General features: G+C 63.6%; 9 protein-coding genes and 1 riboswitch. Of the genes, 3 read left to right on the top strand and 6 right to left on the bottom strand.

Annotated features, from left to right (window positions below; all coding sequences use genetic code 11):
* Positions 1-67: 67 nt before the first annotated feature.
* Complete coding sequence (gene recC / locus D6Z24_RS18585; protein WP_129128115.1) at positions 68-3286, bottom strand: exodeoxyribonuclease V subunit gamma; 3219 nt, start codon at positions 3284-3286, stop codon at positions 68-70.
* Positions 3287-3545: 259 nt separating this feature from the next.
* On the opposite strand from recC, the gene D6Z24_RS18590 reads away from it, so the two are divergent.
* The 3 genes from D6Z24_RS18590 to D6Z24_RS18600 all read left to right on the top strand — a co-directional run bounded on the left by D6Z24_RS18590 (position 3546) and on the right by D6Z24_RS18600 (position 7222).
* Positions 3546-4580: a polysaccharide deacetylase family protein gene (locus tag D6Z24_RS18590; RefSeq protein WP_246014727.1), complete on the top strand. Its 1035-nt coding sequence runs from the start codon at positions 3546-3548 to the stop codon at positions 4578-4580.
* A complete protein-coding gene (locus D6Z24_RS18595) occupies positions 4577-5626 on the top strand; it encodes an endonuclease/exonuclease/phosphatase family protein (RefSeq protein WP_246014728.1) in 1050 nt (349 codons plus the stop codon). Before D6Z24_RS18590 ends, D6Z24_RS18595 begins: the two co-directional genes overlap by 4 nt.
* A 387-nt stretch (positions 5627-6013) precedes the next feature.
* Complete coding sequence (locus D6Z24_RS18600) at positions 6014-7222, top strand: acetate kinase (RefSeq protein WP_129128116.1); 1209 nt, start codon at positions 6014-6016, stop codon at positions 7220-7222.
* 243 nt (positions 7223-7465) lie between these two features.
* Here D6Z24_RS18600 and metX read toward each other — a convergent pair whose 3' ends face one another.
* The 5 genes from metX to D6Z24_RS18620 all read right to left on the bottom strand — a co-directional run bounded on the left by metX (position 7466) and on the right by D6Z24_RS18620 (position 12524).
* Positions 7466-8569 (bottom strand): homoserine O-acetyltransferase MetX, encoded by a 1104-nt coding sequence (gene metX, locus D6Z24_RS18605; RefSeq protein ID WP_129128117.1) that lies wholly within the window; start codon positions 8567-8569, stop codon positions 7466-7468.
* A gap of 100 nt (positions 8570-8669) precedes the next feature.
* Positions 8670-8769, bottom strand: a riboswitch (SAM riboswitch).
* A gap of 87 nt (positions 8770-8856) precedes the next feature.
* On the bottom strand, positions 8857-9027 hold the full coding sequence (locus D6Z24_RS21715) for a hypothetical protein (protein WP_198419586.1): 171 nt from the start codon (positions 9025-9027) through the stop codon (positions 8857-8859).
* Positions 9024-9887, bottom strand: coding sequence for an NAD(P)-dependent oxidoreductase (locus tag D6Z24_RS18610; RefSeq protein ID WP_129128118.1), 864 nt, complete (start codon positions 9885-9887; stop codon positions 9024-9026). Before D6Z24_RS18610 ends, D6Z24_RS21715 begins: the two co-directional genes overlap by 4 nt.
* 61 nt (positions 9888-9948) lie before the next feature.
* Positions 9949-11667, bottom strand: a complete 1719-nt coding sequence (gene pabB / locus D6Z24_RS18615) for an aminodeoxychorismate synthase component I (protein ID WP_129128119.1) — start codon at positions 11665-11667, stop codon at positions 9949-9951.
* On the bottom strand, positions 11667-12524 hold the full coding sequence (locus D6Z24_RS18620) for a TIGR02757 family protein (RefSeq protein ID WP_129128120.1): 858 nt from the start codon (positions 12522-12524) through the stop codon (positions 11667-11669). The genes pabB and D6Z24_RS18620 overlap by 1 nt, the downstream gene beginning before the upstream one ends.
* Positions 12525-12531 lie beyond the last annotated feature (7 nt).

The following is a 12531-nucleotide window of genomic DNA, read 5'->3' on the forward strand; positions in this document are numbered from 1 at the left end:
AATTTCCTCCCTCTCCCACCGGGAGAGGGTCGGGGTGAGGGCGTTGCCATGGGCAACCGTCTCGCAGTTACTTCGTCTTCTTCACGCTCTTCATCGCCTGGTGGTCCAGCACCGGCTCCCATACCGCGAGGGCCAAGGCCCGGAACTCGTCGTCCAGCGGCGCAGCCTCGCCGAAGCACCGGCGGCAGTACGGGTCCTTTCCTTCACCCTTCTTGTAGTCGCTGCCGCGCCACACTCCCGCGGCGGCGGAAAGGGCCTTTCCTGCCTGCTTCGGGTCGCGCGTCTTCTTGACGTACTCGAGGGAGGTTTCGGGGAAGAACTTGAGCGGTGCGCGCATGCCGGTTCGGTACAGCTCGAGAAGCCGGTTCAACTCCCCGTCGCAACCCTCGATGGCCGGGGTGCGGACGGTGCCGTTGGCGGCGACGAAGGTGCTCTCGAGGGGATATCCTTCGGCCTCGACGCAGTTAAGCACCAGGTGCTCGACCCACAGCCGGAGCCGGTCCTTTGCCTTCAGGTCGGTGTAGCGGTAGCGCACCATGGCGTCGCTGCGCAGCTCCTCGATGCGTCCCACGATGCGACCGGCGGGGAGGCTGAGATCGATGTCCAGCGGGGTGAGGGGAGTGCCTGCGCACGCCTCGCGCACCTTTTCCGCGAACTCCGCCGCCGGTTCGCCGAGCTTCTGGTACAGGGCCGCCCCGCACACCCCGGGGGGGAGGTCGCCACGCGCACACGCCACCGCAAAGGGAACCTCCAGTTCGTCGCCGCGCAGCACGGCCGCGACGATCTCCTGCTCCAGCTGGTACTTCTCCAGTGAGCCGAGCGCGAACGGTTCCGTCTCTTCCAGCGGATCGTCCTTTTCCTCGATGCGGATGCCGAGCCTGCGCCGCAACAGCTCCTTTGCCGGGTTGCACAAAAAGTCGGTCAGCGCCTTGACCGTGACGGTCCCTTCCTCCTCCCATGGCTTCAGCGTGCCTGCCAGGAAGGGTTCGGCGGGAGCGGGTGGGGAGAGCTTGGCAACGGCGCCGGCGCAGTTTTGCTGCGAGTAGCTGAAGAACCCGTCGGCGCCGCTGAAGTACTTCGCGCTGAAGGGCTGCAGCGGGTGGTGCCGCACCTGCCCAGCCTTCTTCCCGTCGGCCGTCACGAAGCACCGCCCGAGGTAATCGAGGAGTTCGCTCACCAGCACGCAGGGGGGGAGCTCGGCGTTGTCCTTGATGCTCTGCCCGACGTAGCTTATGTGCAGCCGCTTGCGTGCGGAGAGAAGCGCCTCGAGGAACAGGTAGCGGTCCTCGTCGCGCGGCGAGCGGTCGCCGGGGCGGCGTTCCCTGGTCATCAGGTCGAACCCCTGGGCGGGGTTGCGGCGCGGGAACTGCCCCTCGTCCATACCGATCAGGGCAACGGCCGGGAAGGGGATGCTGCGCATCGGGAGCATGGCGCAGAAGGTGACGCCGCCGGTGAGAAAGCCCAGGCCGCGCTCGGAGCTCCCTAACTGCTCTCCCAGCCAGTAGCGCACCACCTCGATGCCGATCTCTTCCTCGAAACCGGCTTCGCTGCCGCAGGTGCCGAGCTTCTTCACGATCTCGATCAGAGAGAGGAGTTCGCGCTCCCCGTCACGGTCCGGCAGGATGAAGTCGTCCAGGATCTGGCGCAGTACCGGGACCCACTGCGCCGGGGTCCGCAAACGGGCGAGCCCCATCGTTTCGGCGAAGAGCCTGTCGCAGAAGTTCATGAAGCGCCCGAGCACCAGCGCAGCACCCCCCTCCATGTTGTCGAAGGGGAGGATTTCGTTGTAGAAGGAGCGTCCGTCGCCGCTCATGGCGTAGCCCAAAAGCAGTCGGTCGAGCCCCGCGGCCCACGAGTTTTCGTGGAAGGGGGGGACTCCCTGCTCGGCACGCTGCGCCGCGTCGATCCCCCACCTGATGTTCGCCTCCCTCAGCCAGTCGCGCACCGTCTCCAGCTCGTCCGGCGAGAGGTTGAAGCGCCGCGCCACCGGCGGGGATTCGAGGATGTCGAGTACCGTAGCGACGCCGTAGCGACCGCCACTCAGGGCGAGGATGGCAAGAAGCGCCTGCGCCGCCTCCCCCTCGTTCTTCAGGCTTCGGTCCGCGATGGAGTAGGGGATCCGCTCCGCCCCCGGCTCGGGGTTGCCGAACACCGCGGAGATGTACGGGGCGTACGCCTCGATGTCCGGCGTCATCACCAGCACGTCGCGCGGGGAGAGGGACGGGTCGGCGTCGAACATGGCCATCAGCGCATCGTGGAGGACTTCCACTTCGCGCATCGGTGAGTGGCAGGAGTGCACCTCTATGGAGCGGTCGTCCGGCGCCACCTGGCGTACCACGGCGTCGGCTCCCCGCAGCTCGACGATGTCCGCCTGCACCTCGTGCAAAAGCGAGCCCTGCGGCAGGAGAGGGAAAGTGTCCTCCCGCTCGTGTTCCCCGCAGCCGTCGATGATCGCCTCGAAGAAGTCACGCCCGAGCTTCCCCCAGGAGGCGAGGAGCGGGTTCCCGGTTTCGTACCACTGCTCCTCTCCGTCCCCCTCTTTCTCCAGCCGGGCCAGTTCCCGCTCCGATACGATCTCCCCCCAGTACTGCCGGCAGGGGTTCAAAAGGAACAGGTTCACCTCGGTGTGACGGGCGACGCGGGCCAGGATCTCGAGGTGGAAGGGTGGGAGCGACGGTATGCCGATCACCGAGATGCGGCGCTCTTCCGGGACGCTTCCGGCATCGAGCGCCTTTCTGAATTCTTCCAGCAGGCGGGCGCGGTGCTTCTGCTCCACGCCGTCGGTGAGCGCGCGCCAAAGCTGCGCCTGCCAGTGTTCTTCCTTCCCCTTTTCCCATGCCGGCAGGAACTCGGGGCGGTAGATGGTGTAGCGGTCGAAGGTGTCGGCGATGCGCCGGGCGAGCTGCATGCGCTTAAGCCCGTCCCGGTCGTCGGCAAGGTACCCCGCGATCTCCTCGAATCCCGGCTTTGCCGCCGATTGCTGCAAAAGTCCAAGCACCCGCCACGTCATCACTTCCGGGGAGAAAGCCTCCTCCGGGCACCCCGGGAGCACCTTCGCGAAGAGCTGCTCCACGAACTTGTTGGGGAAGAGGAATTCGCCGTTTGCCCACACCCCGATCCGCGTAGCGAGCTCCATGGAAAGCCAGCGCTGCATCCCCTTGCTCTGCACCACGATCAGCTCCTTCTCGAAAGGGGAGCTGTGGGCGCGACGCGGCGCGCGGACCGTCTTTTCCAGGCGGTCCACCAGGCGCTCCATTTGATTGCTGGTGTAGATGTTCAGGGGCATGGTGTTTCTCGTATCGCGGGCCTGCGGGGAGCATCCCGGTCACGCATCTCTCATGGGGCGGTCGGGGACTGGCGGAATGCGCAAAGATATCACATCCTCCCGCGGCTGTCTCGACCAAAAGCTAGGCCTCGCGGCTTTCCGTCAGCACTGCATCCGCTTGCATTGTGTGTGGCTTCGTATATATTTTGTCACTGTTTGTCTAATTAGATTCATTTCATGGCTTTGCCGTCTGCTCGGGTGACAAACAAAGGAGCGGTGCATGAAGCTGATCAGCGAAGAGACCATTGCGCGCGCCTACTACCGAGTCAAGCCGTTGATGTCGCGCCGGCTGCAGATCGTCCTGCGCAGGATTGTTGCCAAGTCAAAGCGCTACTTCTTCCGTTCGATATGGCCGATAGATCCCAAGGCCGGCGCCACCCCGCCGGGGTTCGGTGGGTGGCCCGAGGGGCGGCGCTTCTCCGTCGTGCTGACCCATGATGTCGACACGGCTCGCGGCCTGACCCGGTGCGAAGATCTCATGGCGCTCGAACGGGAACTGGGCTTTCGGTCCTCTTTCAACTTCGTCGCCCACGACTACGACCTTCCCGCTGCCCTGCGCCACAAGCTGGTTGACGAAGGGTTCGAGGTCGGCGTGCACGGGCTGGAGCACAACCGCAAGTTGTACGAATCGCCGGAGGTCTTTGCTGAGCAGGCCCTGAAGATCAACGGCTATCTGAAGGAGTGGGGCGCCGTGGGGTTCCGTTCCCCCTGCGTCTACCACAACTTCGACTGGCTCCATGGACTCGATATCCTCTACGAGGCGTCCGCCTTTGACACTGATCCTTTCGAACCGCAGTCCGACGGCCTGAGAACGATCTTTCCGGTGCACCAGACCAAGGTCCCCGGACGGGAATACGTAGTGCTCCCCTATACCCTGCCGCAGGATTTCACCATGTTCATCCTGTTCCGCGAAAAGAACATACGGATCTGGAAGGAGAAGCTCCGCTGGATCGCCGAGCACGGAGGCATGGCGCTGCTGATTACCCACCCCGATTACATGAACTTCGACGAAAATCCCGGGTTCGAAGAGTATCCGAGCGATTTTTACCGCGAGCTGCTGATGCACATCAAAACGGAATACGAGGGGCAGTACTGGCACCTGCTTCCCCATGAGATGGCCACCTTCTGGAATGAAAGCTTAGGTAAGACCTGCACTGAGGCCGAAGACGGCGCTCCCCCGGAGGGGAGGCAGGATGGAAACGGTGACGATGCGAAGGGGGATTGCTCCGGTGCTGCGTTGGGAGAAACCCGATGAAGCTGAACCTCCTCCTGGCCGTCAACGTCGCCTACATCGCCCTTATTGCCGCCCTCACCTTTCTCAACTGGCTCGGCCCGGACCGCTTTTGGATGGCGGCGCTGAACTTCTATCTCCCTCAGTTGATATGGGCCTTTCCCGGCCTTCTGCTCGTCCCGGTGACCTTTCGTTATGCGCGGCCGTGGGGCTTGTTGCCGCTCGCCGGAATCCTCTGGGTGCTGGGGCCTGTCATGGGGTGGCACTGGTCATGGCAGCCGCGCAGCGCGGCGGCTTCCGGGCCGGCCCTGCGGGTGATGACCTGGAACATCAAGTACGGCAATGGCGACCTGGCGCCGCTCATTGAGGAACTGCGGCGCAGCCGCCCGGACCTGCTGCTCTTCCAGGACGCGCAAAACGTCGGGAAAGGGCCTCTTACCGATTACCTGGCGGGGTGGCAGGTGGTGAACCGCGGGCAGTACGTCGTCGCGAGCCGGTACCCCATTACCGACGTCCAGTTGCATGAGCTCCCCTATCAGGAAGAGAGGGGAGAATCCTTCCTGCGCTGCAGTTTGAGGGTCGGTTCCCGGAATATCTCCGTCTACAACGTCCACTTCAAGACACCGAGATGGAGCCTGAACGCCTTCCGCAAGGTGAAGTCAGGCGCCTGGTACATACCCCCGGCCATCGATCTTTTCGAAGGAAACGTTCAGACGAGAATTCTGCAGGCGGAACGTGTTGCCGAGTTCCTGGGGCAGGAGCGCGGCGATTGCATCGTCGCCGGCGACTTCAACGCTCCGGACCAGTCGCTCGTCTGTGAGATCATAAGAAGCGCCGGGTTTGCCGACGCCTTCACGCAAAGCGGCAGGGGCTACGGCTACACCTACGGTCACAACGTTTTGCAGTACAGGGTGCCGTCCGTCCGCACCTCGTGGATGCGCATCGACCACATCATGACCACTACGGGGTTGAAGGCTCAGCGATGCTGGGTCGGCACCCGTAAGGCCTCCGACCACCGTCCGGTGATGGCCGACTTCGTCCTCACCGAACCGCGCAAGATGCTCCCGTAGTCCCGTCCTTGCTTCCCCGAATCTGCTCCGCCGTCACCACCTCGATCCATCATCTCCCCCCGCTGGAGCGCAAGACCATCTACTTTTGGAAGAACCGTGATCCCTGCCCTGCGGGGGCGAATAATCACTCGTCCTGTGCCATTTAACCATCGAAAAGCGCGTCGCGTTCGTTTTGTAAGACATCGTTACTAATTGCACTTTCGCGCAGATAGTGATAGTTATGGACGTTCCGCCGTGCGATAGTCCGTGAAGACCCTGTGATGACCCCCACCGATCATACTCTCCACACGTATCGTAGGTGACGTTTCCGTACCCTCCCTGAGATACGCAACAAAGCAGCGGGGCCCGCTCGATTTGTCCAGCAGGCCCGGATCGGAGTTTGGCAGCATGCTAATTCTCACCCTGAACTGCCGAAGGTTCTCGGCACAGTACCAACTTTACGACTGGAACACGCAGGCCCTTCTGGCAACCGGCAAGGTGGAGCGGATCGTGGTCGGGGACTCCTTCGTGACGCACCGGGTGCCGGGGCAGGACCCTAGGCACTTGGAGGGGGAGTGCGCCGATCACAAGGATGCGCTGCAGTTGATCCTGAACACGCTGACCAACGACAAAGACGGCGTCATCTCCGATGTCGCCCAGATCACCGCTGTCGGCCACCGCGTGGTGCACGGCGGCGAACGCTTCACCAAATCGGTGCTCATCGACGAGAACGTGATAGATGCGATCCGGGAGGTGGCGACCCTGGCACCTCTGCACAACAACCCGAACCTGGCCGGTATCCGCGCCTCCCAGGCGCTCCTTTCCGGGATCCCCCAAGTTGCCATCTTCGATACCGCCTTCCATCAGACCATGCCGGAGATGGCCTACATCTACCCGCTTCCCTACGAGTGGTACAAAAATCACGGCATAAGGCGCTACGGTTTCCACGGGCAGTCCCATTCGCACGCGGCGAGGAGGGGGGCCGAGTTGATCGGCAAACCGCTCGAGGAATGCAACATGATCACCGTGCACACCGGCAACGGCGTTTCGCTCTGTGCACTGCGCAACGGCGCATCGGTCGACACCAGCATGGGGCTTACCCCGCTTGAGGGCGTCATGATGGGGACCCGTTGCGGCGACATCGACGCCGGGATCATCCCCTTCATGGTGAACGAGGCGGGGGTCTCGGCGACCGAGCTCGACCTGTTTCTGAACCAGAAGAGCGGCCTCGCCGGCATCGTGGGGCGTCGGGTGAGCCGCCGCACCGTCGTGGACGAGGCGGTGGTCGGCGACGCCCGTTGCCAGCTCGCCCTCGACATGGAGACTTACCGTCTGCGCAAGTACCTCGGGGCCTACATCGCCGTCATCGGCAAGCCCGATGCCATCGTCTTCACCTACGGAGAGGATTGGGAGGACTGGCCGGTGCGCGGCATGGCACTGAGCGGCATGGAGCATTTCGGCATCAAGGTGGACCTGAAAAAGGACGAAGAAGCGCTCAAGGGCGAGCGGGAGATGCAGATCAGCGCGGAGGAATCTGGCGTCAAGGTCTTCGCGATACCGAGCGGCGAGGATATGGTGCTGAACGAGGACGTGGCCGCCATCATGGGGTGGCAGTAGCGGCTTCACCAAGTGGATGAAACGACAAAGGGCGGATGACCAGCGAGGTCTCCGCCCTTTTTTTCGTTACGCTGCATGAACCTTTCTTCGCTTGGATGCGTCAACTCCCCCTCTCCCTCCGGGAGAGGGCGGGGTGAGGGCGTTGACGGAGGCGGCTTTCTTTCTTCGTGGCCACTCCCTCACCCGCCCTTCGGGCACCCTCTCCCGGTGGGAGAGGGAATGACACAGGCGGACGCAGGGTTCCTACGGCTTGATCCCTTCCAGGAACTGCCGAACCATCGGCGTGAAGGTCTGGTGTTCTAGGAGGAAGGCGTCGTGGCCGTAGGCCGAGGTGATCAGGTGGTACTCCGTCTTTTTGCCGAGCTTGTTCAGCGTGTCGACCATCTCTTCGGTCTGCGCGGGAGGGTAAAGCCAGTCGGAGGTGAAGGCGAAGAACTGCATCGGCGCCGAGACCGGCGCAAAGGCCTCCTCCATCGACTCGCAACCTGCGGCGACGTCGTAAAGGTCGAGCGCCTTGGCGAGGTAAAGGAAGGAGTTGGCGTCGAAGCGGTCCACGAAGTTGTAGCCGTTGTAGTTGAGGTAACGCTCCACCTCGAACTGCCCGAAGAAGTCGAACTGGCCGTCGCGGGCCGAGAAGCGGCGCCCGAACTTGGCGGTCATCGATTCGTCGGAGAGGAAGGTGATGTGACCGATGCCGCGGGCGAGCGCCAGGCCGTCCTTGGGGTTCTTGCGGTACTCCCCCTTCTTCCAGGTCGGGTCGTTGAAGATGGCCCAGCGCGCCACGGCGTTAAGCGAGATGGCCTGCGCCGACGGCCTCGGCGTTGTGGCGAGCACCACCGCGGAGGCGATACGGTCCGGATACTGGGTCGCCCACTCGAGCGCCTGCATCCCTCCCATGCTCCCGCCCAACACGCAGAAGAGTTTCTTGATCCCGAGCCGGTCGATGAGCAGGGTCTGGGCCTTCACCATGTCGCGCACGGTGATTACCGGGAAGGCGAGGTTGTAGCGCTTGCCGGTCTTCGGGTTGGTCGAGGTAGGACCGGTGGAGCCGAAGCAGGAGCCGATCACGTTGGAACAGATGACGAAGTAGCGGTCGGTGTCGAGGAGGCACCCCGGTCCCACGATGTCGTCCCACCAGCCGCCCCGCTTCTCGTCTTCGCTGTAGCGCCCGGCCAAGTGCGCGCTCCCGGTCCAGGCGTGGGTGACCAGGATGGCGTTTGAGCGGTCCTCGTTCAGGGTGCCGTAGGTTTCGTACGCGATGTCGATCGGCCCGAGGATGCGGCCGCTTTCCAGGCGCAGCTCGGTGTCGAAGGTGGTGATCTGTTCTGTCACGATGCCGTAGGACATGTCTCTCTCGTACTCTCGGGTGCCGGCAAGCGGCACGAAAAAAGCCCCGTCTCGATGTGAGAAGGGGCTTTTCGGGTGTGACAATAGCTCAAAAGCGCCTTTCTCATCTTCGCCTTTCGGCAGGATTTAGCACCTGTCGCCCGATTGGGCCGGTTGCTGTGGCTTCGCAGGGCCTTTCCCTCCACCACTCTAGATAAGCAGGTCTTTCTATTCAATTTTGGGGTGCAGAATAAGGGAGCCGCCGCTATTTGTCAACGGCAAACTGAGCTTCAGGTTCACGAGCGCGCTTACAGATCGTGACGGTATTTCACCAGGATGTAGAAGCATGCCGCGCCGGCAAGCGCCATACCCAGATCCCTAAGCCAAGGGACCGGCTTGTCCAAGCCGGACTGGATCAGGGGATCGAGAAACGCACTGGTAAGGAGCGTTACCGCTGCAGTCGAGAGAAACTTCTTCATGACTTGATTGCCTTGTAGACGGCGCAGAAGTCCTCTTCGGCAAACCCCGCGGCTTTGGCCCGTTTGAAGTTCTCGTTGGCCGCCGCCGCGGTGAAGAGCGGCTGCCCAAGCGCATCACCCAAGGCGACGGCGAGCCGCATGTCCTTTTGCATGTGCTTGAGCGGGAACGCGGGTGCGAAGCTGCCGCCGGTCATCTGTCCACCCTTCAGCTTGAACATCGGGTTCGCCATAGCGCCCGCGTCGAGCACGTCGAGCAGGTCGGCGCTGTCTAGCCCCGCCTTGTCGGCGAGGGCGAGCCCTTCGCAGAAGATGGTCATCATCCCCCCCATGACCATGTTCACGATGAGCTTCATTTCCGCGCCGCGCCCCACCTCGCCGAGAAAGAGGCTCTTTTTCCCCATCTTCTCGAAGAGCGGCATGGTCTGGTCGAAGAGGGCGCGGTCGCCTGCGGCCAGGATGATCAGGGTGCCGTCCTCGGCCGGCTTCTTGCTCCCGGAGACGGGCGCCTCGAGGAAACGCCCACCCTTGGCGGTCACCGCCGCGGCGATCTCCTTCGCGGTGTCGGCGTCGACGGTTGACATGTCCACGTAGCCGCGCCCGGCGCCGATCCCTTCCAGCACCCCCTGCGGACCGAAACAGACCTCATAGGCAGCGGCCGGGTCGGCCAGCATGGCGATGGTGATGGCGCAGGAAGAGGCGACCTCGGCCGCGGTCGCCGCGACCTCGGCTCCCAGTGCGGCTAACTCCTCGCACTTGGCCGGAGAACGGTTCCAGACCTTCACCTTGAAGCCCGCCTTGATAAGGTTCTTGGCCATGGCGCTTCCCATGATGCCCAGCCCCAGAAAACCGTATGTTTCCATAGTGTTTCCTCCTTGTATCGATGGATATTTGTTCTTTCGGTTAGGGGAAAGCTGCCGCGTTTCAATCTAGAACCAGCGCCGCCTTGCGCCACTTGCGCACCGAGTTTACCAGATAAAGCGCCTCGGCCCGCTCGAGGTCCTCCCGCTTCAGGATCTTCTCCTCGATTTCCCCGCGCGCCAGCAACTCCTCGCGCAGGGTTCCCGGGAGAAGCCCGCACGACAGCGAAGGGGTGAAGTCGCGGCCGCCGATCCGCGCCACGACGTTGCTGTAGGTTCCCTCGGTGATCTCGTCGCGTTCGTTGAGAAAGATCACCTCCTGCACCCCGCTTCGCCCGGAGAGCTCCTGCTGGTACAGCTCGCGGCGGCTCGTCTTGTGGAAGAGAAAGGGATCGTTCGGGTCGACGCGCCGCCGCGCGAAGGCGGCCTTCACTTCGGCATCCGGCTCATGGATTTCCGCCGCCTCGCACCTCGCGGTGCCGTCCGGAAAGAGCGAAAGACGCACCTTGTAGCGCCGCGCGCGGTCCAGGCCGGCTGCCGCCTCTGCCAAGGTATGTCGCGCAGCTGCGGCGTCGAACGGAAAGGAGAAGTAGCCCGCGGAGCGGGTGAGGCGCTCCATGTGCCGCTCCAGCAGGAAATAGCTCCCCTCCTCGTACAAAAGCGACTCGATCAGGTGAAACTCGGGCCGTTTCTCCCGGGCGAAACGCCCCTTCTCCAGGCATTCGCGGTACTCCGCGTCCGGGGTGGCATCCCAGGTGACACCGCTGCCGATGCCGATCTCGCCGCACCCTGTCTGACTGTTGATGACGGCGGTCCGTATGGCGACGCTGAACTTCGCTTCGCCGCCGGGAGAGAAGTAGCCGAGGCTGCCGGTGTAGAGTCCGCGCGGGTCACTTTCCAGCCGGTCGATGATCTCCATGCTCCTGCGCTTGGGTGCTCCGGTCACCGAGCCGCAGGGGAAGAGGGCCCGGAACAGTTGTCGCGGCGTCACCCCAGCCTTCAGGCGCGACTCGATCGTGGAGGTCATCTGGTGCACCGTCGGGTGGCTCTCCACGTCGAAGAGCGAGGTCACCCGGACCGACCCGGTTCGCGACACAATCCCCATATCGTTGCGCAACAGGTCGACGATCATCAGGTTTTCGGCCGCTTCCTTCGGGGTGCGGCGCAACTGTTCCTTCCGCGCGACGTCCTCTTCCCACCACCGCCCGCGCGGCGCGGTCCCCTTCATGGGGCGGGTGATGAGCTTTTCGCCCGTGAGGGAGAAGAAAAGCTCGGGGGAGGCGGAGAGGATCCGCCACCTGCCGCACTCGAGGTAGCAGTTATAGGGCGTTGGCTGGCTGCGGCAGAGCTCGCTGAAGAAGGAGCGCGGACACCCGGCGAAGGCGAAGCGCTGACGCAGGGTGAAATTGACCTGGTATGTCTCACCCGCTGCGATCAGCTCCCGTATCGTTTCAACCGCGCTTCCGTACTGCTCCTCTCCGAGCGAGGGGCGCCAGTCGGTGCAGCGAAAAGGGGCATCGTGCCGTGGGAAAGGCTCGGCGCGGCGCTCCTCGTAGAGCCCGAACCACAAAAGCGGCATGGCGTGTGGTGAGCCGGCGGGGAGCGCTTCGTTGATGCCGGAGGCCGCCTCGTAGCAGACAAAGCCGGCGGCGTGGAGACCTGCCGCCACCCGGCGCTCCAGCGCATCGAAGGCCGGTCCCACCTCGGCCGGCGTGGCGGCGCGGATCTCGCCCACCTGCCGCGCGAAGGCGAACCCGTGCAGGTAGGCCGGAAACTGCGGCATCACTCCGTTCCCGCGGAGCAGAAATCCCCGATGGGGCAGGTGGCGCACTTGAGACGGTCCTTGCCGTCGCACCCCTCCGAGATCCCCAGGTGGCAGATGGAGAAGTCGTACTTCACCGGGTCTTGCGGGTCGAGTTCACGCAGGGCGCGCGTGATCTCGCAGGCCATGCGCCAGTCCCCCTGCTTCCTGTCGGTGAAGCCCAGGAAGCGGCAGATGCGCTGGATGTGGGCGTCCACCGGAATGACGAGCTGCGCAGGTGAGATCCCCTTCCATATGCCGAGGTCGATGCCGTCCGCCGGGCGCACCATCCATCTGAGGTACATGCAGAGGCGTTTGCAGGCGCTCCCCGAGGCGGGGGAGGGGAAGAAGAAGGGGAAGTAGGCGTCTTTCGGGACGCCGCCGGGGCCGAAGACCGGGGCGAGGTCGAGCGCTTTCACGGCATCGCTGAAGCCGGAAAGGGTCCCGGTGATGTCTTCTTTTGCCGGGTCGTGGAAGCGCAGGAGCCACTTTTCCACGGAGCCCGCCTCTTCGATCATGATGCGGCAGGCAAGGAGCAGGGCGCTTAGGTCGCGACCGTCGTTGAAGCGGTGCTTGAAGCCGGAGAAAAGGCGCATCCCATAGGCCGGATCGAACTTCTCCACGAAGCGGCGCGGCGAGGGGCCCATGGCGTCGAAGATCACCGCGAGGTTCTTCTTGATGATCTTCACGTTGCCGTAGGCGAACGAGGAGGCGATCAGTCCGGCAACCTCCTGGTCCTCCGGCTTTTGAAAGCGGTGGCAGAAGGAGAGGGGGTCGTTGGCGAGATGCGCCTGCGAGCGGTTTTGGTACAGCGCTTCCAGGATGGTCTTCAGCTCCACTTGGTCT

Source organism: Geomonas oryzae (assembly GCF_004117875.1).
Taxonomy (GTDB): domain Bacteria; phylum Desulfobacterota; class Desulfuromonadia; order Geobacterales; family Geobacteraceae; genus Geomonas; species Geomonas oryzae.

Bases quoted from the DNA above. Each gene is read 5' to 3' on its own strand.
- recC (WP_129128115.1), bottom strand. From the start codon at position 3,286: ATGCCCCTGAACATCTACACCAGCAATCAAATGGAGCGCCTGGTGGAC.
- D6Z24_RS18590 (WP_246014727.1), top strand. From the start codon at position 3,546: ATGAAGCTGATCAGCGAAGAGACCATTGCGCGCGCCTACTACCGAGTC.
- D6Z24_RS18595 (WP_246014728.1), top strand. From the start codon at position 4,577: ATGAAGCTGAACCTCCTCCTGGCCGTCAACGTCGCCTACATCGCCCTT.
- D6Z24_RS18600 (WP_129128116.1), top strand. From the start codon at position 6,014: ATGCTAATTCTCACCCTGAACTGCCGAAGGTTCTCGGCACAGTACCAA.
- metX (WP_129128117.1), bottom strand. From the start codon at position 8,569: ATGTCCTACGGCATCGTGACAGAACAGATCACCACCTTCGACACCGAG.
- D6Z24_RS21715 (WP_198419586.1), bottom strand. From the start codon at position 9,027: ATGAAGAAGTTTCTCTCGACTGCAGCGGTAACGCTCCTTACCAGTGCG.
- D6Z24_RS18610 (WP_129128118.1), bottom strand. From the start codon at position 9,887: ATGGAAACATACGGTTTTCTGGGGCTGGGCATCATGGGAAGCGCCATG.
- pabB (WP_129128119.1), bottom strand. From the start codon at position 11,667: ATGCCGCAGTTTCCGGCCTACCTGCACGGGTTCGCCTTCGCGCGGCAG.